Origin of the sequence: Methylobacterium sp. E-046, from assembly GCF_022829625.1 — a bacterium.
Lineage (GTDB): Bacteria > Pseudomonadota > Alphaproteobacteria > Rhizobiales > Beijerinckiaceae > Methylobacterium > Methylobacterium longum.
In genome coordinates this window covers 327871-348058 of sequence record NZ_JAKSYP010000290.1, presented here as the reverse complement: position 1 = coordinate 348058, position 20188 = coordinate 327871, and the positions used below count along the sequence as shown (strand labels likewise).

Genomic DNA, 20188 nt, shown 5'->3' with positions numbered 1-20188 from the left:
AGCCCCCGCGCGTCTACACGGAGGCGGTCGTGCCGCTCAACATCCGCAGCGAAGAGCTGAAGCCCCGCGCCGAGAAGCTGGCATCGCGGGCCGGCGTGAGCAAGGCCGAGGCGGCGCGGATCGCGCTAACGAACGCGCTGGACCGCCAGTACCGCGGGAGCGATGCGCTCCCGGCGCGCATCGGCGGGTTCAGGACGCGCGCCTCCTCGCCGAAATCCGGTCCCGAGGCCGACGAGGCGTTCGACGACGGCCCGAACGTCGCGTGACGTCCGTCGATGCCCGGGCCATCGTGGCGATCCCGCTCCGGGAGCCGGGCCATGAGGATCTGCGGCATTGCCTGCGCGCGATACCCGCGCGGCTCGCGCGCGGTGTCGCCGTCCATGAGGCGGTGCTCGCCCTTGCGCGACGCCGGAGAAGCGAGCCACACAGGGCCGGATCCGTCGTGGACAGCGTCCTGGACGCAAGGGACGTGCGCTGGCCCCGATCACGGGCAGCAAAGGCACCTCGCCACCGCCGCCCATGCCGGCCACGGCACGGGCCGCCCCCCGCAGGCCTGCGCCTCGGCGACCGCGTCGCCTCGGCCGGCGCGCAAGTCGACGGCGTCCCGCTGCGCGGTGTCGGCGACGGCCGTCCGCAGACCGACATCAGACCGACATCCCTCAGCCCGGTCCTGACGCTTCAGCCGCCGTGGAACTCGGCCACGTGCTGCGCCACGATGGCGTCGAAGGAGTCATCCGCCCGGAAACCCAGACCCAGGGCCGCCTCCGGCTCGAACGCCTCCGGCCAGGAGCCGACGATCCGCGCGATGGTGGCGTCGGGGGCGCGCCGGATCAGCGCCACGGCCCTGTCGCCGGCCGCGCGGCGCAGGGCCTCGATCTCCTCGGCGACCGTCGCCGAGACGCCCGGCATGGTCAGGCTGATCCGCGGGCCGATCGCCGCGAGGTCGAGCCCGGCCGCGTGGACCAAGAAGCCGACCGCCGCGTCGGGGCTGGCGAACCAGTGCCGCACCGTGTCGGGCACCGGCAGGATCGCCTCCTGGCCGGCCAGCGGCTCGCGGATGATGCCCGAGAAGAAGCCGGAGGCCGCCTTGTTGGGCTTGCCGGGCCGCACGCAGATGGTCGGCAGGCGCAGGCCGATCCCGTCGAGGAAGCCGCGCCGGGCGTAGTCGGCGAGCATCAGCTCGCCCATGGCCTTCTGCACCCCGTACGAGGAGGCCGGACGCAGGATGTGGTCGTCCGGGATCACCTTGGGGAAGGGGGGGCCGAACACCGCGAGCGAGGAGGTGAAGATCAGCTTCGGCCGGTACCCGTCCGCCGCGTTGGCCTTGCGGATCGCGTCGAGGAGCAGCCGCGTGCCGTCGAGATTGACCCGGTAGCCGAGTTCCAGGTCGGCCTCGGCCTCGCCCGAGACCACCGCGGCGAGGTGGAAGATCACGCCCGGCCGTTCGGCGATGGCGGCCTCGGCGGCGCCGGGGGCGGTGAGATCCGCCGCGTCGGCCCGCACCTGGCCGGAAAAGCCCCCGGGCGCGGCGGGCTGCACCACGTCGAGCAGGGTCAGGGCGCTCAGCGGCTGACCGCCGACCTGACCCGCCTTCACCAGGGTGTCCACGAGGCGGCGGCCGATCATGCCGGCGGCGCCGAGAATCAGGGCATGCATGGAAAACCTCCCGTCGGGTTGTGCGGCGTCAGGCCATCATGTCGAGGGCGCGGCCGAAGAAGTCCGGACCGCCGAAATTGCCGGATTTCAGGGCGAGCAGCATCGGCTCGGGCCGTCCGGCGGTGCGCAGGACCGGAACGCCCGCGGCGATCTCCGGCCCGAGCAGGAAGGCGGTGAGGCCCAGCCGGTCGACCACTGCGCCGGACGTCTCGCCTCCGGCGACCACGAGCCGGCGCACGCCGCGGGCGACGAGGCCTTCGGCGATGGCGGCCAGCGCCGCCTCGATGGCGTGGCCGGCGGCGTCGACCCCATGGGCGGCCTGGAGGGCCCGGACCGCCTCGGGAGGCGCCGAGGAGGCGATCAGCACCGGGCCGGAAGGAAGCCGTTCCTCCGCGAAGGCCAGGGCCTCGCCCACCACGTCGGCGCCGGCGAGGAGCCGCGCCGGATCGAGGCGGAGCACCGGCATCAGCGCCTCGGCGGCGCCGACCTGCTGGAGCGTCGCCTGCGAGCAACTGCCGGCGAGGCAGGCGGCGGATCCGCCCACCGGCTCGCCGATCGCCGCTCCGGCCGCGTCCCGGGTGCCGCGTCCCGCGGCAACCAGTGCCCGGGCGAGCCCGAGTCCGAGCCCGGACGCGCCCACCGAGAATGTCCGCTCGATGATCGCCCGGCCGAGCACTGCGAGGTCGCTGTCGAAGATCGCGTCCGCGATGGCGGCGCCCTTACCTTCCGCCACGAGGGCTTCGAGGCGGGCCGCGACGGCCTCGGCGCCGCGGGCGACCGTGGCGGTATCCACGAGCCCGACCGGATACGCGCTCTGGCGCTCGAGCACGCGCACCAGGTTGGCATCGCGCATCGGATTGAGCGGGTGGTCCTTGAGGGGGCTCTCGTTCAGCGGCACGGCGCCGACGAAGAGGTTGCCCTGGTAGACGCTGCGCCCCGTCTCCGGGAAGGCCGGGGTGACGAGCGCGATGGCCTCGCCCGCATCCCCCCGCAGGGCGTCCATGACCGGGCCGATATTGCCGGCCTCCGTGGAGTCGAAGGTCGAGCAGACCTTGAACATCACGTGGGCGGCGCCCCGCGCCCGCAGCCAGCCCTCGGCCTCGCGGGAGCGCGCCACGGCCTGGTCGGCGGGGATCGAGCGGCTCTTCAGCGCCACCACCACCGCGTCGGCCTCCGGCAGGGCGCGGTCATCCTCCGGGACGCCGATGGTCTGGATCGTGCGCAGGCCCGCCTTGGTCAACGTGTTGGCGAGGTCCGAGGCGCCCGTGTAATCGTCGGCAACGCATCCCAGCGCGAGGCTCATCGGGCGCTTCTCCCCTTGTAGGCGGCGAGCCAGCCGAGACCCGAGACGGTGTCGGCGGCCGGGATGTACTCGCAGCCGACGAAGCCGGCGTAGCCGAGTCGATCCAGCTCGTCGAACAGGAAGACGTCGTTCACCTCGCCGGTTCCGGGTTCGTGCCGCTCGGGCACGCTCGCGGTCTGGACGTGGCCGATGATCGGCATCAGGGCGCGCAGACGCATGGTCACGTCGCCGTGCAGGATCTGGCAGTGGTAGAGATCGAACTGCAGCTTCAGGTTCGACAGCCCGAGATCCTCGATCAGGTCCGCGGCGCGGCCGAAATCGTTGAGGAAATAGCCCGGTATGTTCCGGCCGTTGATCGGTTCCAGAACGAGGTCGAGGCCGGCGGGCGCCAGCCGCTCCGCCGTCCAGGTGACAGCCCGGCGGTAGGCCGCGACGGCGCCGGGATCGTCGTGCGGGGCGAGGCCCGCCATCAGGTGCAACCGGCCGACGCCGGTCGCCTCGACGTAGCGCAACGCCGTGTCGACCCCGGCCTTCAGCTCGTCGAACCGTTCAGGAAACGCCGCTAAGCCGCGCTCGCCCATTGAGAAATCGCCTGGCGGCAGGTTGAACAGCGCCTGGGTCAGGCCGTTGTCCCGGAGCCGCGCGCCGACCGCCTCCGGTGAATGCTCGTAGGGAAACAGGAATTCGACGGCGTCGAATCCGGCCCGGGCGGCGGCCTCGAACCGGTCGAGGAACGGCACCTCGTTGAACATCAGGCTCAGGTTTGCGGCAAAGCGCGGCATTCTCTTGGGCCTCCCTGCCCGGTTCTCGACACCCGTCCGATCCGCTCAGCGAACCGTCATCCCCGATTCCCTCATCCCGAGGTGCTGCGCCGCAGCCTCGCGGGAGTCCGCCAGCCCGCCGCGCGGTCCCCGGCCCCCTTCTCGAAAGCCTGCCGACGCTGGCACCTCAGGGTGCGGGCGCGGGGGGATCGCCGCTGGTCACTTCGTCCCCGGAAGCTTCGCCCCCGAGACCTGCGCGTAGAGCCGAGCCACGGAGGCGTCGTCGTCCCGGCCCATCCCGGCACCGGAGGCCATCAGGAACATTTGCAGCGCCGCCGCCGCCACCGGGACCGGGTATTTCTCCGCCCGGGCCATGTCCTGCACGATGCCGAGGTCCTTGACGAAGATGTCGACCGCGCTCTTCGGAGCGTAATCCGCCTCCAGGATGTGCGGCACTCGGTTCTCGAACATCCACGAATTGCCGGCCGACTTGGTGATCACCTCGTAGACGCGCGCCAGGTCGAGGCCCTGCTTGGCCGCGAAGCTCATCGCCTCGCAGGCGGCGGCGATGTGGACGCCCGCGAGCAGCTGGTTGATCATCTTGAAGGCCGCACCCTGGCCGGCCGCGTCGCCGAGTTCGTAGAGCGTGCCCGCCATGGCATCGAGGGCGGGCCGGGCCCTCGCGAAGGCCGCCGCCGAGCCCGAGGCCAGGAAGGTCAGCCCTCCATCCGCCGCGCGGGCGGCGCCTCCGCTCATCGGGGCGTCGAGGTAGTGGCGGCCGGTGGCCTCCAGCCGGGCCGCGAGCGCCCGGGCGACGGCCGGATCCATGGTGGCGGAAGAGACGAACACGGCCCCCTCCGGCATCGCGGCGGCGGCGCCGTTCGCGCCGAACAGCACCGCCTCGGTCTGCGCGGCGTTGACCACCACGCTCACCACCACGTCGGCGTCCTGCGCCGCGGCGGCGGGGTTCGCGGCCCCGCGACCGCCGGCGGCTTCGAACCGTGCCACCGCGTCCGGGTTCACGTCGCAGGCGGCGACCGTGAAGCCGGCCCGCAGGAGCGAGCCGGCCATGCCGGAGCCCATGGAGCCCAGGCCGATCACCGCGGCGCGGCGGATGTGCGTGTCGGTGGTCATCGAATGCCTCACGAGCTTCAAGGCCGGCATGGCCGACGCGACGTCACCGCGGGCGACGCGCGCTCCTCCCCCTGGCGGGGAGGAGTGAGAGGTGGGGTGGTACGGGATGGGGCGATGCGGTGCCGTCCGCGCCACCCCGCCCCTGGCCCTTCCCCGGGGGGAAGGGGGAGCATCTCCTCAGCGATTGACCATCCGGGCCGGCGTCACGAACACGCAGATCGAGCCGACCACCAGCATCACCGCCAACGCGTACATGCCGGTGGCGGTGCTGCCGGTGGCGTCGCGCAGTGCCCCGATCACGTAGGGGCTGACGAAGCCCGCCAGATTGCCCACCGAGTTGATCAGCGCGATGCCGGCCGCCGCGCCGGCTCCGCTCAGGAAGGCGGTGGGCAGCGACCAGAACAGGGGCGAGCAGGTCAGCACGCCGGCCGCCGCCACTGAGAGCGCCGCCACCGCGACCGTGGTCGAGCCCGCATTGGCCGAGACCACGAAGCCGACGGCGCCGAGCAGGGCCGGGATGATGAGGTGCCAGCGGCGCTCGCGCATCCGGTCGGCGGAGAGGCCCAGGAGGACCATCACGATCGCCGCGCAGACGAACGGGATGGCGCTGATCAGCCCGATGTTGAAGTTGCCCTGCACGCCCGATGCCTTGACGATGGTCGGCATCCAGAAGGTCAGCCCGTACTGGCCGGTGACGAAGGCGAAGTAGATCAGGCTCATGAACCACACGCGGCCGTTGCGGAACACGGTGGCGATGGAGTGCGGGCTCGATTCCTTGCCGTGGTTGTCGGCGGCGATGTCGCGCTCCAAGAGCTGCTTCTCGGCGTCGGTGAGCCACTTCGCCTCGGCGGGGCGGTTGTCGAGGTAGAGGAACACCGCGACGCCGATCAGCACCGCCGGCACCGCCTCGATCAGGAACATCCATTGCCAGCCGGACAGGCCGTGGGCGCCGTTGAGCGCGTCCATGATCCAGCCCGAGAGCGGGTTGCCGAAGATGCCGGAGATCGGGATCGCCGCCATGAACACCGCGATCACCTTGGCCCGGCGATGGGCCGGGAACCACGAGGTCGTGTAGAGGATCACCCCCGGGTAGAAGCCGGCCTCGGCGAGACCGAGCAGGAAGCGCATCCCGTAGAAGCTCCACTCGGAGTTCACGAACAGGAACGCCCCCGAGATCATCCCCCAGGTGATCATGATCCGGGCGATCCAGACCCGGGCGCCGACCCGGTGCAGGATCACGTTCGAGGGTACCTCGAACAGGAAGTAGCCGAGGAAGAAGATACCGGCGCCCAGCCCGTAGACCGTCTCGGAGAATTTCAGCTCCTGCGACATCTGGAGCTTGGCGAAGCCGACATTCACCCGGTCGAGATACGCCACGACGTAGCAGAGCATCAGGAACGGCACGAGGCGCCAGAAGACCTTCGCGTAGGTGCGGTCGTCGAAGGTCTTCTCGTCTGCTTGTTGGGTGGCGCCCCCCAGCGGGGCGGCTCGGACCGGCATGGCGTACTCCCTGATCCGGACCGTGCGGTCGCCGGACGATGGTCTTCGCCGCTCGTCGGGCGGCGCTGACCGGTGCCATATCTCCTTTTGGCAGCGCTGCCAATGCGGTTGTGCGCGATAATGCAGGCGGCTATGTCGGCTGGCGGATCGCCGAGGACGGTCGTCCCATCCCTCCCCTCACCCCGAGGTGCCAAAGCCCAGCGGAGGCCTCGAAGGCGTCCTCCCGGGATCGCGCGGCCAGCCGGAGGGCTCCTCTCCGGGGCCGCTGGCGCGGGCCTCTCGGGCGGGCATCTCGGGATGAGGGCGAGGGGCGGGAGGTACGAAGGGCGTCGCGAGACGAGACCGCGTCGGGAGAACCGGGTCATGGACGACATTCAGCCGCCGGGGCGGCTCGTGACCCTCACCGACGTCGCCCGCGCGGCCGGTGTCGGCGAGAGCACGGTCTCGCGGGTCCTGCGCAACCACGGGTCCTATTCCAAGCGCGCCGGCGAGCGGGTGGCGGAAGCCGTGGCTCGGCTCGGCTACGTGCCGAACCGCCTGGCCGGGAATCTGGCCGGGTCGGGGGCGAGCGCGCAGCTCGTCGGCGTCGTGATCCCCTCCCTCGCCAACGTGGTCTTCCCGGACCTGCTGCGCGGCCTGACCGCCTCCCTCGACGCCGAGGGCATCCAGTGCGTGATCGGCGTGAGCGACTACGATCCGGACCGGGAGGAGGCGCTGGTGGCCGCGCTCCTGTCGTGGCGCCCGGCCGCGCTCCTGCTCACCGGCCTGGAGCACAATCCCGGGACCGTCGCCCTGGCCAGGGCCGGAAGCGTGCGCGTCGTCGAGATGATCGACACGGATGGTGACGGGATCGACGCCGTGGTCGGCTTCTCCAACCGGGCCGTCGGGGCGGCGAGCGCCCGCCATCTGGCGGGGCGGGGCTATCGCCGCATCGCCTATCTCGGCCACGATCTCGCGGTCGACCTGCGCGCGGGCAAGCGGCTGGCGGGTTTCGAGGAGGCTCTGGCGGATGTCGGGCTGGCACTTCTCGGCCGGGAAATCCGGCCGGGACCGTCCTCGCCGGCCTCCGGGCGGGCGGGTCTGGAAGCGCTGCTGGCGCGTCATTCGGATCTGGACGCGGTCTACTTCTCCAATGACGACATGGCGCTCGGGGGCTATTTCGCCTGCCTGTCGGCCGGGCTGGTGGTGCCGGGTCGGATCGCGCTGTTCGGCTTCAACGGGCTCGACTTTGCAGCCGCGATGCCTCAGCCCCTGTCGACGGTGCGCACACCGCGGCTGGAGATCGGCCGGCAGGCCGCCGCCTGCCTGACGGGGGGCGGTCCGAAGAGAATCGATCTCGGATACGAGCTGATCGAGGGAGCGACCGCATGAACGAGACGGCGTTGCGCGAACAAATCTGCCGCTACGGCCGCTCGCTGTTCGAGCGCGGCCTGACGCCGGGCTCGTCGGGCAACATCTCGCTCCGCCTGCCCGACGGCGGCTGGCTCGTGACGCCGACCAACGCGTCGCTGGGTTTCCTCGACCCGGCGCGGATCTCCCGGCTCGACGGCGAGGGCCGCCTCGTCTCGGGCGACAAGCCCACCAAGGAGATCCCGCTGCACACCGCGCTCTACGAGAGCCGGACAGACGCGAAGGCCATCGTGCACCTGCACTCGACCCACGCGGTGGCGGTCTCGATGCTGCCGGAGATCGACCCGCGTCAGGTGCTGCCGCCGCTGACGCCCTACTACCTGATGCGCACCGGCGGCACGGCGCTGGTGCCCTATTACCGTCCGGGCGACCCGGCCGTGGCGGACGCGATCCGGGGCCTCGCGGGGAAGTACAGCTCGGTGCTGCTCGCCAACCACGGACCGGTGGTGGCCGGCGACAGCCTGGAGGGCGCGGTCTTCGCCACGGAGGAGCTGGAGGAGACCGCCAAGCTTTACCTGCTGTTGCGCAACCTCAACCCGCGGCAACTGAGTCCCGGGCAGATCGCCGATCTGGTGAGCCATTTCGGGCTGACCCTGCCGGATCCGGAGGATCATGCCGGGCACGATCACGGGTGAGGTCGGCCGCCCGCCTCTCCGATCCGGTGTCGTTGCGGCCCACGCGAAGCAGCCGGCGGGGAACTGCACCACGCGCGCGGAGCCATATGGGAGGGGCCACGCACGGCCTCCTCGACGATCGGCTGCAAGGATCTCGATCCGGCCGTACGATGCCGGTGCCGCCGTCCGCCTGACGGGACTGCGCGACCTCCGTGTACGCGATCCACGGATCGCCGCGCTTCCGAGGACGGGGGATCACGCCGCGAACCGCCGCTCCTCGGCCCTCCGCAGCGGGGGCTCCCCCGCCCCGACCCATTCCGTGCGGTGGCGCGGCAGCGCCTCCGGGTGCTCGGCCTGGAGCCACGTGATCATCGCCTCGCGGACCGCGCAGCGCAGGTCCCAGGCCTGGGGCGCGTTGCGGGCGCTCACCAGCATCCGGATCTCGATGGTCGATTCCTTGGCGTCCGAGACCTGGAGGTTGACCACCCGTCCGTCCCACAGGGGCGAGGCCCTGGCGATCTCGACGAGCCTCTCGCGCATCGCCGCCACGGGCGCCCGGTGGTCGACGTAGACGAACACGCTGCCGATCAGCGAGGCGCCGTCGCGGGTCCAATTCTGGAACGGCTTCTGGATGAAGTAGGTCAGCGGCAGGACCAGCCGACGCCAGTCCCAGAGGCGGACCACCACGTAGGTGGCGGTGATCTCCTCCACCCAGCCCCACTCGTTCTCGACGATGATCGCGTCCTCGATCCGGATCGGCTGCGTGATGGCGATCTGGATGCCCGCCACGAGGTTCGACAGGACCGGCTGCATGGCCAACCCGAGGACGAGGCCCGCCGCGCCCGCCGAGGCCAGCAGGCTGACGCCGTACTGGCGCACCGGCTCGAAGGTCATCAACGCCACCGAGAGGGTGACGAGGGCCACCAGCGTCACGCCGGCCCGCTCCAGGATGCGCATCTGCGTGAAGTGCTTGCGCGCCAGGAGATTGTCCTCGGCGTCGAGCTTGAACCGCCGCAGGTAAATCACGGTCGCGATGTGGAGCGCCGTGGCGCAGCACCAGCCGGTCAGCGTCACGAAGGCGACCAGCAGGATCTGGTTGAGGGCGATCCGCACCTCCCAGGACAGGTGCACCGTGGTCGAGGCGAGGCTGATCGCCACCACGATGAGGCCGAGGCGGCTCGGGCCGCGCGTGCGCGACACGAGCGAGCGCCAGAACAGGCTCTTGGCCGAGACCGCCCGCTTCATCGCCCGGTAGACGACCCCGTGCAGGGGCATCACCACCGCGCAGCAGGCGACGATGAGGATCAGGCTCTCGGCCCACCACGGCAGGTAGGCCAGCGCGCGGGCTGCGGAGCCGGCGAGCGCGTCGAGGTCCGGCATCGGGCATCGCTCCACGGGTTCCGAAGGGGACCCGTGGGAATGGGCGGGCGATCGCGGGGGTTCCGCAGCGCACCATGTGCCTGCCGCAACGCAGCGGCCCGGCCCGGCGGGTTGCGGTCGCCAGCCCCTACTTGGCCGCTCCGACCGTCACGCTGCCCGCGGCGGTCCGTCCGAACCGCGCCGGCCGGTACATGTCCTCCACGGTGGCGCCCGGATGGACGTAGGTCCCGGGGGAGACCGCCCGCACCGTGTAGGCCACGGTGAAGAAGGCCGACTGGCTCGGTTCGCGGTCGTAGGCCGCCACGAACCGGTCGTCCCGGAACTCGGTGTGGACCGGCTGCACGTCGGACTTGGCGAAGGCGAGTCCCTGGAGCGCGTCGGCGTCCAGCAGCTTCGGGTTGTCGATCTCCAGCCCCGCCGGCAGCGGATCCACCAGCAGGAGCCGCGCCGCCTCCGCCTTGGCCTCCGTGACCTTGAGCACCACCACGAGCCGGTCGTTCTGGCGCAGGCCGCCCGCCGGGTCGACGACGCTGCCGTCGAGGCGGCGGAAGCTGCGCTCGATCGTGTAGCCCTGCTGCGCTGCCGGCTCCGGCACCAGGGGGCTGCCGTTGACGCTCACGGCCACCTGCACGGGGCTGCGGCCGGTATTGGTGAGCTCGACGCCCCGGTCGGCCAGGGCCGCCTCCCGGTAGGCCCGAGCCAGCAGGCCGGTCTGCGGCACGCCGTCCAGGGTGAACGACAGGGCGCCCGCCTCGTTCGACAGGCTCTCGGCGGCGAGCACCATCCAGGCATTCTCCTGCGTGCTCGTCGCCCGCTCGGATTGCTGCTCCTCGCCGAGCACGGAAGCGGCGGGGCCGAGGGCCCCCTGCGCCAGCCCGCTCTCGGCGGCGAGCGTGATCAGCCCGGCCCCGTCGCGCAGGCGGGAGCCGTAATCGGCGCGGTACAGGCCCTTGTCGCGCTCGGCGCGCAGCACGGTGAGCGCCGAGTCCATCGTCTTGGCGGCCCGGCCGCGGTCACCGAGCAGCGCCAGGGCGGCGGCGAGCTGCGCGCGCCCGAGGGCGGAGGAGAAGTCGCCGATCTTGGTGTCGGCGAGGTAGCGCAGGTCGCCCATCACCGGCCGGCCGTTCCGGGCGAGCACGTAGGCCGCGTAGGCGAGGTCCGCGCCGCCGTTGCGCACCTCGGTGGCGTTGGCCACCGCGTTGCGCAGGTAGTCCAGCGCCTGGGCGAAGGCCTTCTGCGGCACCGCGAAGTTGCGCTCGCGGGCGCGGGTCAGGAAGTCGGTCACGTAGGCGTCGAGCCAGAGGTCGCTCGAGCCCTGCGCCGACCACAGGCCGAAATCGCCGCTCGAATCCTGGCGGGCGAGCAGGCGCTCGATCGACTCGCGCACCCTTTCGTCCGCGCCCGCGTCGAGGGCAAGCTTCTGCAGGGCCGCGAGCTTGTTGACGTAGAGCAGCGGCATCGCCCGGCTCACCACCTGCTCCGAGCAGCCGTAGGGGTAGCGGTCGAGCGCCCGGAGCAGGGCCGCCACGTCGACCCCCGGCAGGGGCGTGGCCGAGAGCGAGACGCTGCCGGTCCCCGGCTGCAGGTCGGCGAGGAGGTCCGAGGTCAGCGTCAGGTTCGCCCCGGGGGCGAGGCTGCGCACCGAGCGGCGCAGCAGGGCGCCGGTCCCCGGCGAGATCCCCAGGGCGAAGCTCTGGTTCAGGGCGGCTGGGAGGCCGGGCCCCGACAGGGCGAGGTCGAGGCGGGCCGTGCCCGGTCCGGCGGCGGTGAGCGGGATCGCGAACTGGCCCTTGGCGCCGGCCTCCAGCCGCAGCGTCTGCCGCAGCGCGCTGGCACCGACCACGACCGGGCCGGTCGGGCTCAGGTCGAGCGTGTACTCGCCCGCCGGCCCCTCGACATTGTCGAGGGCCACGAACAGACGCGAGCGGTCGCCGGTGTCGAGGAAGCGCGGCAGCGTGGCGCTGAGCACGACCGGATCGCGGATGATCACGTCGGCCTGCGCCTGCCCCACCCGGTCGCCGCTCCAGGCGGTGACCATGACGCGGCCGGTGCCGTTGAAGGCCGGGATCGGGAAGGTCACGCTGGCCGCGCCGTCCGGCCCCACGGTGACGACCCCGGAATAGAGGGCGAGCGGCGCCTGGGTCGGCGGGGAATCGGCGAGTTCGCCCCCGCCCGCATCGCCGCCGGAGCGGATCGCCCCGGCCGAGCCCTGCATGCCGTCGATCAGGTAGCCGTAGAGGTCGCGGACCTCCGGCCCGAGCGCCCGCTGGCCGAGGAAGTACTGCGTCGGGTCCGGCGCCGCGTAGCGGGTCAGGTTGAGGATGCCGACATCGACGAGCGCGACGGTGATCCGCGCCGGTGCGCCGGATTTCAGGCCCGCGAGCTGGACCGGCAGGGTCAGGTCTTGGCGCGGGCGCGCCCGCTCCGGCGCCTTCAGGGCGACCCCGAGGCTGCGCCGCTCCCGGTCCACCGAGAACCACGCCAGACCCAGCGCCCGGCCCGGAAGGCGCTTGGCCGCCTGGTCGAGGGGCCGGTAGGCGGTGGCCACCAGGTAGGCGCCGGCGCCCCACTCGGCCTTCACCGGGATGCTGACCGTGGTGCCGCCCTCCGGCACGCTGACCTCCAGGGTCTGGTGCACGCGGTCGCTGACGATCATCAGGCTGGCCTGACCCTTGAACGTCGGACTGAGCTTGGCCCGCAGGGTGTCGCCGGCCGCGTAGGCGGCCTTGTCGAGGGTCAGGTCGAGGAGGTCGGGCGCCTCCGCGGTCTCGGAGCCGCCCCAGCCCACCTCGAAGCCGAGGCTCGCGGTCGCCTCCGGGGCGCCCGCGGCCGAGACCTCCAGCCGATAGCGGCCGAGGCCCACCGGCGCCTCGATCCGGCCCGGGCCGGCGGCCGTGAGGTCGACGGTGCCGCTGGCGATGCGCCGGGGGGACTTGACCGACTCGAACGACCAGCGCCCGTCCGCCCGGTACCACTGGTAGGAGGAGTCGATCCGCGACAGGGTCCAGGTCACGCCCGGCCGGGCGAGGAGCGCCCCGTCGGGGTTCGCCAGCACCACGTCGAAGCCCGCGATCCCGCCCTCCTTCAGATCGGCGAAGCCCTTGCGCAGGGCGAGGACCGGGCTCGACGGGAGGATCGGCAGGGTCAGGCTGCGCGACAGCGCCCGGCCGCCGGGCTCGCCGACCGCCAGGGTGATCTTCGCCTCCAGCGCCCGCGGGGCCGCGACCAGGGGCACCGGCACCGTGACGGTGGCGCCGCCCTGCCCGTTCGTGGTGGCATGGTCCTGCAGTTCCTGGGTGGCCGGCTCGACCGCCTCGTCGTCGAGACCGATGGCATAGGCCTCAAGCCCCTTGATGCCGCTCGTCGCGGCCGCCTGCACGGTCACGCTGCCCGACACGTCGAGATCGGCGCCCGGGGCGCCGTAGAGGTAGCGGGCGGCGACGTCGATCTGCGCGGCCTCGCCCCGGTTCAGGGCCGTCTGCCGGGCCTTGAGGGTCACCTCCAGCCGCTCGGGGACGTAATCCTCCACGAGGAAGCTGGTCTCACCGATCGCGGGCGCCTTCGGGTCCGTGTAGGCGGAGACCCGCCACGTGCCGTGCATCGCCCCCGACAGGAGCGGCAGCGGCAACGCCCGGCCGCCGAGCCCCTGGTCGGGCACCGAGACGCGCCGGTACTCGACGCCGTCCGGCCGCTTGACCACCAGGGTCAGCGGCAGGTCCGGCACGGCGGCGCCGCGGGGATCGCGCAGCAGGGCCGTGAGCTGGACGGTCTCGCCCGTGCGGTAGACCCCGCGCTCCGGGAACAGGTAGGCGTCGAGGCCGCCGGTCTCCGGCCGTCCCTTCACGCCGCGGTCGGTGAGGTCGAAGGCGCCGAGGTTCAGGTCGAGGAAGCCGTAATCGCCGCCGGCTTGCGCCACCACGAGGCTCGGCGCCAGACCGCCCTCCCCGCGGGCGAGCCCCGGATCGAAGGCGACGTGCCCCTGCGCGTCCGTGGTCCTTGCGCCCAGCACCTCGTTGTTGCGGGCGATCAGCCGGATCTCGGCGCCCGCCATCACCTGCGCGGAGGCGAGCGAACGCAGGACCACGTTGACCCCGTCCCGGCCCTTGGTGGCGGTGAGCCCCAGGTCGGAGACCACGAACCACTGGGTCGCCTGGGTGTCGTACTCCTCGTCGCTGGCGGCCGTGCCGGAGGGGCGGGCCAGCATCACGTAGAGCCCGGGCTCAAGCTTGCCCACCGCCTGCAGGACCGGGAAGGCGGTGACCGCCTCCTGGTTCACCTCCGCCTTGGCGGTGTCGAGGGTGCCCTTCCAGACGCGCTGGCCCTTCTCGGAGGCGATCGTCCGGGCGGTCGAGCCGCTGAGCTGGCCCAAAAAGTCCTCGGAGCGCAGGGTCGGCAGCAGGCCGCGGTCGCCGATGCGCAGCACCTCGACGTCGAGCTTCGCCGCGTTCACCGAGACGAGGGGCACGCCCGCCTGGCCGGTCCGGGGCAGGACGTAGTTGCGCCCGGTGAAGCGCACCTGGGGAGCGCGGTCGCGGACGTAGATTTCGTAATCGGCGGCCTTGAGCAGGCTCTCGCCGACGGCCGCGGGCAGGCCCTGGCGGAGCACGATGGCGTAGCGGCCGCCGTGCTTGAGCCCGTCGACGCAGACCTGGGAGCCCTCCCCGGTCACGGCGGCCGCGCTGCTGCCCGAGACAGCCACGAAGGGCGCGTAGTCGGTCTTGGGCTTGATCGCCTCCGAGAAGGTGAAGCAGGCCCGCGGGGCGGCCGCGTCGGAATCGACCTTGTAGTCGAGGATCCGGAAGCCGTGCTCGGCCCGCAGGGTCTCGTAGGCCGCCCGGACCGGACCGGCATCGGCCAGGGCGAGGCTCGCCGCGTAGGCGTCCAGCGCCGGCCGCCAGGATTCCTGCTCGGCCTCCGCGGCGCCCAGCGCCGCCAGCGCCGCCGCCGCGTCGGCGGCCGTGCCGGCGCGCTCGTAGGTGCGGTAGGCGGCGGCCGTCACCCGCCCGCGCAGGCGCGCCCGGCCCTGGTAGTCGTTGTCCTCGAGCGCGCCCAGGGCCGCCGCCGCCCCGCGGGCATAGGCCTGCCAGTTGCGCGGGTCGGCCGGGTCTGCCGCCACCGCGGCGGCGAGGGGGGCGACGGCCTCATCCGGCTTGTCGGCGGCGAGAAGGGCCTGACCGGCAGCGCGGGACTGGCCCGCCGGTCGGAGCGCGCCCCCGGCCTCTGCTTTGAGAGCCGCCTCCAGGCGGACCGAAGCGCTGGCGAGGTCGGTCCGGACGAAGCTCCTGGCGAACGGCGCGGCGGCCGCCGCCGGCCGGGACGTCGTACGGGCCGCCGGCGGGGTCTGGGCGAGGACCGGACCGCCCGCGATCCCTCCGAGGAGCACCAAGACACCCGCGAGCCGTCCGAGCCGCGCCATCAGCCTGTTCCTCGCCAGCCGCGAACCCGATGATTCGCCTCGGGTCCCATGGCGCGGGAGCCTAGCACCGGCGGTTAGGCTCGCAACGCTTCGGGCCGTTGGAGCCTCGTTGGGGGCCGCCTCGCGGCGCGAGGCGGCTCCGCGTTCCCTCGCGTCGAGGCTCAGAACGCCTTCAGCACCTGCTCGGCGTGCTCGACGGCCACCGGTCCGGCGAAGCAGTGGGCGACCAGGGCGCGGTAATCCTGCCAGGGCTGCGAGCCGGTGAAGTCCTTGGTGTGGGCCTCCAGCGTGTCCCAGTGGATCAGGAGGCGGTAGCGCTGCGGATGCTCGATGGAGCGCCGCACCTCGAAGGCCCGGCAGCCCTTGGCCTGGTTGAAGATCACTGAGGCCTCGGTGATGCCCGACTCGAACTCGGCCTCCATGCCGGGCTTGATCTCGATCTGCGCGATTTCGAGGATCATCGGTGACGTTCCTGTCTCAGGTGCGAAGGGCGCGGCCGAGCTTGGCCGCCAGGATGCGCTGCGGGCTCAGGGCCGGGTCGGCCTGGGCGGCGACGGGCAGGTAGGCGGTCTGCTCCAGCATGTAGCGGCCGCCCATGGCCCCGTGCATCACGAGGTCCGAGAAGGTCACCCAGGTCTCGCCGGGGCGGAACTCCACGTCGGCCTGGGGGGCCGACGCCTGATAGGCCGCGTCCTGCTTGAGGGCGTCGTGCAGGTGCAGCATCAGGTGGTCGTATTCCGAGCGCCGGGCCTTGGTGATGCGCAGGGCCGAGAGCAGGCGCGCCGAGAGGGGCGAGTAGCCCGGCAGACGCGGCAGGAATTTCTCCGCCATCGACCCGAAATCCTCGCCGACCCGCCAGCGGCGCGGCTCGCCCGCGGGGTTGATGTTGCGGAACACCCGCAGGATCCGCTTCTCGCCGATCGGGTTCGACGGAAAGGCGTCGACGTGCAGCCGGGTGTCGTCGCGCCGCCAGCTGAGCTTGCGCCGGTCCACGTCGAAGGGGCGATAGGACGTGCCGGCCAGGCTCACGCGGTCCGCGTAGTCCGGCAGGTAGGTTCCGATGAGGTCGCGCGCGAAGGTACGGTAGCGGATCAGGATCTGGCGCAGGGCCTCCTGCTCCTCCGGCGTCCCCGCCGCACCGCGCAGCGCGGCCGCCGCGCCGCGGATGTTGACGTTCTTGGCCTTGCCGTCCGCGAAGGGCCGCTCGGTGAACCGGCGTTCGAACGCGCTGAACGGGAAGGGCAGGTCCGGGAACAGCAGCACCGCCCCGGCCTCGAGCTCCCGGGCCAGGGAACCGTGGGTCTCGCCGGCGACGATTCTGCGGATCGGGCTGATCATCGGGTGCGGGCCGGGCCTGCCATGGCGGGTGGGCCCCTGTAGCCGAGTGGCCGCGGGCAGGCCAGGGGCGGCTTTTCCGGTGGATGACATCCCGCGTCCACCGACACCGGCGCGGAGGCCCGTCCCCAGCGCTTGCGCAACGGTTGCGTTCCCGGCACGTTCTCCGTGCGTAACCGGCCTGAGTGCCCGGCGGAGGATGGCGCCGATGGCGACGTTGAAGGAATTCGAGGAGGCCCTGCGCGAGCACGGCATGAACATGGCGCTGGCGCTGCTGGAGCGCCTGCGCGAGCGCGACCGCGCGACCCGGACGGTCAAACCCGCCCGGCGCCTGACCGGCCAGAAGATGACCCCGGAACTCGCCCGGTCGATCCTGGACCTGCACGCCACGACCGGGATGACCCAGCAGGAGATCGCCTTCAAGGTCGGGGTCAACCAGGGCCGCGTGAACGAGGTGATCAAGCGCGGCAAGTGGCTGAGCGACGACCCCACCGCCCCGGAGGCGGTCGCCCGCGACAAGGCGGTGGCCCGGATGCGCGGCGACCCGAAGCCGAAGAAGCCGGCCGCGGCGGCGCGGGCCAAGGAGCGCAAGGCCGCGCCGCCGAAGGCGCGCAACCAGGGCCAGCTGGCCCTGGGCGATCTGTAGGGGACTGTGCGGCAGGTCCTCGGGGAAACCTCCCCTCTACGGTTCGTCCCCGGTCTGCGATGCGGCGAACCCGCCTCGAAGGAACCGTCGGGGGATCGCGCCGCCCGCTGACGCGGTCATCTCAGGTCGATAGGCCAGGTCGGATCGACCTTTCGGAGCGACCCGACCCTCATCGCGCCGGTGCGAAATGTCCCCGGTAGCGCGCGCCGATCACCTCCACCGGCAGCGTCACGAAGACGTCCGTCGTGCCGAACTGGCGATCGATGACGGCACCGTCGCCGAAGGTGGCGCCGAGGCGGAGATAGCCTTTGACCAGGGGCGGCAGGGCCTGCAGCGCGGCCTTGGGATCGACCGCCTCCTTCGGCAGCCGGTCCATTGCCACCGACCGCTCCGGCAGCGCCCGGGCCCGCCAGCCCTCCGGCGCGCGGGCATGGTGGTGCAGGAAGGCCAGCGGCAGCGCCAGCCGCTCCGGATCGGTGCCCTCCAGGCTCGCGCAGCCGATCAGCGCGTCGATCCGGTGGTGCAGGACGTAGGCGTAGATGCCCTGCCAGAGCAGCTCGACGGTGCGCTTGCCGCGGTAGGGCTTCAGCACGCAGGAGCGGCCGAGCTCCAGCAGCCGCCGATGGCCCTGCGCCGCCAGCAGCGGTGCCAGATCGTACTCACCCTCGGAGTAGAAGCCGGCATGGCGCTCGGCCACCTCGCCGCGAAGCAGCCGGTAGGTGCCCACCACCTTCGGCCGGGGCTCGACGAAGGGCTGCTTCCGCCCCGGCGCGGCGTGGTCGAGGACGAGGAGATGATCGCAGAGCGCGTCGTAGCTGTCGGCGTCGCGCCGCGACAGGGACGCGAGCCCGGTCGGGACCGCCGACATCTCCTCGTAGAACACCTTGAAGCGCAGGCGCTGCGCCCGGCGGATCTCGGATCTCCTAGTCGCCAGCCTCACCTCCAGGTTGCCGATGCGGCCGAGGCTGCGCCCCTCGAACGGGTCCGGCAGGCGAATCGCGCGCTCGGCGGAGAGGATCTCGGCGATTCCGGTCGGGCCGCCCTGGATTTCCTGCGGATGCATCTGCCGGCGGCGCAGCTTCGCGATCGGCGCGCCGACGCCCCACTGCACGCCCCTGTGCCAGCCGGCTCCGAGTGCGCTGTAGGCCCCGCGGGCGAGATTGGCGACCATGGTCGGGTTCACTCCGGGTGCGCGTCCGTGCACCGTCGAATCCGACACAGAGCACGAAGCGCACACGCCATTATGACAGCCGACGCAGGAAAGCGCCCCGGCCGGGGCCGGGGCGCTGCAACATTCTGAAGTTCAAGCCGAGATGGATCAGGCGGCCTGCGGGACCGTGTCCGTGCGGACGTCGCCCTCGATCACCGGGGCGCTGGCGCGACCCGCCGTGGCGATCTGGATGCGGCGCGGCTTCTTCGCCTCCGGTACCTCGCGGACGAGGTCGATATGGAGAAGGCCGTTCTCGAGGGCCGCGCCCGTCACCTGTACGTGGTCGGCGAGCTGGAAACGGCGCTCGAAGGTGCGGGCCGCGATGCCCTGATGCAGGAATTCAGCCTTGCCCTCGGCCTTGCGCTCGCCCCTCAGGGACAGCGCGTTCTCCCGAACATCGATCGACAGGTCGGACTCGGTGAAGCCGGCGACCGCGACGGTAATGCGGTAGGCGTTCTCGCCGGTCCGCTCGATGTTGTAGGGCGGGTAGGTGGGCGCAGCCTCGGCGCTCGCGAACTGGTCGAGCGCGGAGAACAACCGGTCAAAGCCGACGGTGGAACGGTAGAGGGGCGCGAGATCGAACTGACGCATGACATATCCTCGTGTGAGCAACATGCAATTCCGGTCCGCCCGATGGGCCGGACCCGTCTTTCGTGCCGCCTGATGGCCGGCACAGGCGAGATATCGGAGGGGGAAAAACACGCTTCAAGACCCCGGACGATGGCGAGGCCTGAGATTTTTTCGGTAGGGTCCGTCCGCGTACGGACGCGCTTGAGGTGAACCCTGTGGGACGGTTCGACGGTGAGACCGGGCGGGAGCCACCGCTCCTGACCCTGCGCGGCACGCCCGGCAACCCGGCGCCGCCGAACGGCACGCTGATCGCGGTGGGCACGCGCGACGACTGCACCCTGCGGGCGGCCTATTGGCAGACGACGGCGCGGACCTGCCGCGGCACGGTCTGCCTGCTCCAGGGCCGGGCGGAATTCATCGAGAAGTACTACGAGACCATCCAGGAGTTGCGGGCACGGGGCTTCGCGGTGGTCGCCTTCGATTGGCGCGGCCAGGGGGAGTCGGACCGCCGGGTCGACGATCCCCACAAGGGCCACGTCGCCCGCTTCGACGATTACCGGCTCGACCTCAAGGCCGTGGCCGAGACCGTGCTGGTGCCGCTGATGCCGGAGCCGCATATCGGCCTCGCGCACTCGATGGGGGGCTGCGTGGCCCTCCTCGGGGCGCTCGACGGCTGGCTGCCGTTCCGGCGCCTCGTGGCGCTGGCGCCGATGCTGTCGATCCGGATGATCCGCTGGCCGGCCGGCGCCGCCCTGCTCTCGCGGGGCTTGCAGCGGCTGGGACTCGGGAGCCGCTACATCCCCTTCGGCAAGCCGGTCTCGATCGCCACCAATCCCTATGCCGGCAACCGGCTCTCGCGCGATCCCGTCCGCTACGCCCGGAACGCCGCGGCGGCCCGGCAGGTCGGCGCCGGTGCGGTGGGCGACCCGACGATCGCGTGGCTCGCCGAAGCGTTCCGCGCCATGGCGCGCCTGCGCGACCCGAGGGCGGCGCCGCGCATCACCCTGCCGACGCTGCTCCTGGCGGCGGGCGCCGACCCGGTCTGCGGCACCGCCGACACCGAGCGCTTCGCGGCCCGGCTCAAGGCCGGCCACATTCTCGTCCTGCCGGATTCCCGGCACGAGATCCTGACCGAGCGCGACGCCATCCGGCAGGATTTCTGGGCGGCCTTCGAGGCCTTCGCGCCGGGCTCGCCCCTGCCCTCGCACGCGGAGGTCGAGTCTCACGCCGCCGCGGTGCCGGTGGCGTGAGCC

At 72.3% G+C, this 20188-nt stretch carries 16 protein-coding genes; 5 read left to right on the top strand and 11 right to left on the bottom strand.

Annotated elements, in window-relative coordinates; translation table 11 throughout:
* Positions 1-29: 29 nt before the first annotated feature.
* Positions 30-266, top strand: coding sequence for a type II toxin-antitoxin system VapB family antitoxin (locus MKK82_RS33215; protein WP_238284799.1), 237 nt, complete (start codon positions 30-32; stop codon positions 264-266).
* A 412-nt stretch (positions 267-678) separates the two neighbouring features.
* Here the strand turns inward: MKK82_RS33215 and denD are convergent, their stop codons facing one another.
* The 5 genes from denD to MKK82_RS33190 form a co-directional block, all read right to left on the bottom strand.
* A complete protein-coding gene (gene denD, locus MKK82_RS33210; RefSeq protein WP_238284798.1) occupies positions 679-1656 on the bottom strand; it encodes a D-erythronate dehydrogenase in 978 nt (325 codons plus the stop codon).
* Between the two features lie 28 nt (positions 1657-1684).
* A complete protein-coding gene (gene otnK, locus MKK82_RS33205; RefSeq protein WP_238284797.1) occupies positions 1685-2959 on the bottom strand; it encodes a 3-oxo-tetronate kinase in 1275 nt (424 codons plus the stop codon).
* Positions 2956-3741, bottom strand: coding sequence for a 2-oxo-tetronate isomerase (otnI, locus tag MKK82_RS33200; RefSeq protein WP_238284796.1), 786 nt, complete (start codon positions 3739-3741; stop codon positions 2956-2958). The genes otnK and otnI overlap by 4 nt, the downstream gene beginning before the upstream one ends.
* A 198-nt stretch (positions 3742-3939) precedes the next feature.
* Positions 3940-4854 carry an L-threonate dehydrogenase gene (gene ltnD / locus MKK82_RS33195; protein ID WP_238284795.1) on the bottom strand — a complete coding sequence of 305 codons (915 nt, stop codon included), beginning with the start codon at positions 4852-4854 and terminating at the stop codon, positions 3940-3942.
* 177 nt (positions 4855-5031) lie between these two features.
* The gene (locus tag MKK82_RS33190) at positions 5032-6354 is read right to left on the bottom strand and encodes an MFS transporter (RefSeq protein ID WP_238284794.1); all 1323 of its coding nucleotides are present in this window, start codon (positions 6352-6354) and stop codon (positions 5032-5034) included.
* A 363-nt stretch (positions 6355-6717) separates the two neighbouring features.
* Here MKK82_RS33190 and MKK82_RS33185 point away from each other — a divergent pair, with 363 nt between their 5' ends.
* On the top strand, positions 6718-7725 hold the full coding sequence (locus MKK82_RS33185; RefSeq protein WP_238284793.1) for a LacI family DNA-binding transcriptional regulator: 1008 nt from the start codon (positions 6718-6720) through the stop codon (positions 7723-7725).
* A complete protein-coding gene (locus MKK82_RS33180; protein ID WP_238284792.1) occupies positions 7722-8399 on the top strand; it encodes an aldolase in 678 nt (225 codons plus the stop codon). The genes MKK82_RS33185 and MKK82_RS33180 overlap by 4 nt, the downstream gene beginning before the upstream one ends.
* A gap of 234 nt (positions 8400-8633) precedes the next feature.
* Here the strand turns inward: MKK82_RS33180 and MKK82_RS33175 are convergent, their stop codons facing one another.
* From MKK82_RS33175 to MKK82_RS33160, 4 genes are all read right to left on the bottom strand, one after another.
* The gene (locus MKK82_RS33175) at positions 8634-9758 is read right to left on the bottom strand and encodes a mechanosensitive ion channel family protein (RefSeq protein WP_238284791.1); all 1125 of its coding nucleotides are present in this window, start codon (positions 9756-9758) and stop codon (positions 8634-8636) included.
* 127 nt (positions 9759-9885) lie between these two features.
* A complete protein-coding gene (locus MKK82_RS33170; protein ID WP_243988033.1) occupies positions 9886-15174 on the bottom strand; it encodes an alpha-2-macroglobulin family protein in 5289 nt (1762 codons plus the stop codon).
* Positions 15175-15335: 161 nt separating this feature from the next.
* Complete coding sequence (locus MKK82_RS33165) at positions 15336-15635, bottom strand: antibiotic biosynthesis monooxygenase family protein (protein ID WP_243988032.1); 300 nt, start codon at positions 15633-15635, stop codon at positions 15336-15338.
* 16 nt (positions 15636-15651) lie between these two features.
* On the bottom strand, positions 15652-16512 hold the full coding sequence (locus MKK82_RS33160; protein ID WP_238284788.1) for a Kdo hydroxylase family protein: 861 nt from the start codon (positions 16510-16512) through the stop codon (positions 15652-15654).
* 205 nt (positions 16513-16717) lie between these two features.
* Between MKK82_RS33160 and MKK82_RS33155 the strand changes: the two genes are divergently transcribed.
* On the top strand, positions 16718-17155 hold the full coding sequence (locus MKK82_RS33155; RefSeq protein ID WP_238284787.1) for an RNA polymerase subunit sigma-70: 438 nt from the start codon (positions 16718-16720) through the stop codon (positions 17153-17155).
* Positions 17156-17324: 169 nt separating this feature from the next.
* Here the strand turns inward: MKK82_RS33155 and MKK82_RS33150 are convergent, their stop codons facing one another.
* A complete protein-coding gene (locus MKK82_RS33150; RefSeq protein ID WP_238284879.1) occupies positions 17325-18326 on the bottom strand; it encodes a GNAT family N-acetyltransferase in 1002 nt (333 codons plus the stop codon).
* Positions 18327-18473: 147 nt separating this feature from the next.
* Entirely contained in the window at positions 18474-18956 is a 483-nt protein-coding gene (locus MKK82_RS33145) for an Hsp20 family protein (protein WP_238284786.1), read from the bottom strand.
* A gap of 194 nt (positions 18957-19150) precedes the next feature.
* On the opposite strand from MKK82_RS33145, the gene MKK82_RS33140 reads away from it, so the two are divergent.
* Positions 19151-20185: an alpha/beta fold hydrolase gene (locus MKK82_RS33140; RefSeq protein ID WP_238284785.1), complete on the top strand. Its 1035-nt coding sequence runs from the start codon at positions 19151-19153 to the stop codon at positions 20183-20185.
* Positions 20186-20188 lie beyond the last annotated feature (3 nt).

What these genes read in the sequence shown, in the direction of transcription:
- denD (WP_238284798.1), bottom strand. Translation starts at nt 1,656, where the DNA reads ATGCATGCCCTGATTCTCGGCGCCGCCGGCATGATCGGCCGCCGCCTC.
- otnK (WP_238284797.1), bottom strand. Translation starts at nt 2,959, where the DNA reads ATGAGCCTCGCGCTGGGATGCGTTGCCGACGATTACACGGGCGCCTCG.
- otnI (WP_238284796.1), bottom strand. Translation starts at nt 3,741, where the DNA reads ATGCCGCGCTTTGCCGCAAACCTGAGCCTGATGTTCAACGAGGTGCCG.
- ltnD (WP_238284795.1), bottom strand. Translation starts at nt 4,854, where the DNA reads ATGACCACCGACACGCACATCCGCCGCGCCGCGGTGATCGGCCTGGGC.
- MKK82_RS33190 (WP_238284794.1), bottom strand. Translation starts at nt 6,354, where the DNA reads ATGCCGGTCCGAGCCGCCCCGCTGGGGGGCGCCACCCAACAAGCAGAC.
- MKK82_RS33185 (WP_238284793.1), top strand. Translation starts at nt 6,718, where the DNA reads ATGGACGACATTCAGCCGCCGGGGCGGCTCGTGACCCTCACCGACGTC.
- MKK82_RS33180 (WP_238284792.1), top strand. Translation starts at nt 7,722, where the DNA reads ATGAACGAGACGGCGTTGCGCGAACAAATCTGCCGCTACGGCCGCTCG.
- MKK82_RS33175 (WP_238284791.1), bottom strand. Translation starts at nt 9,758, where the DNA reads ATGCCGGACCTCGACGCGCTCGCCGGCTCCGCAGCCCGCGCGCTGGCC.
- MKK82_RS33170 (WP_243988033.1), bottom strand. Translation starts at nt 15,174, where the DNA reads ATGGCGCGGCTCGGACGGCTCGCGGGTGTCTTGGTGCTCCTCGGAGGG.
- MKK82_RS33165 (WP_243988032.1), bottom strand. Translation starts at nt 15,635, where the DNA reads ATGATCCTCGAAATCGCGCAGATCGAGATCAAGCCCGGCATGGAGGCC.
- MKK82_RS33160 (WP_238284788.1), bottom strand. Translation starts at nt 16,512, where the DNA reads ATGATCAGCCCGATCCGCAGAATCGTCGCCGGCGAGACCCACGGTTCC.
- MKK82_RS33155 (WP_238284787.1), top strand. Translation starts at nt 16,718, where the DNA reads ATGGCGACGTTGAAGGAATTCGAGGAGGCCCTGCGCGAGCACGGCATG.
- MKK82_RS33150 (WP_238284879.1), bottom strand. Translation starts at nt 18,326, where the DNA reads ATGGTCGCCAATCTCGCCCGCGGGGCCTACAGCGCACTCGGAGCCGGC.
- MKK82_RS33145 (WP_238284786.1), bottom strand. Translation starts at nt 18,956, where the DNA reads ATGCGTCAGTTCGATCTCGCGCCCCTCTACCGTTCCACCGTCGGCTTT.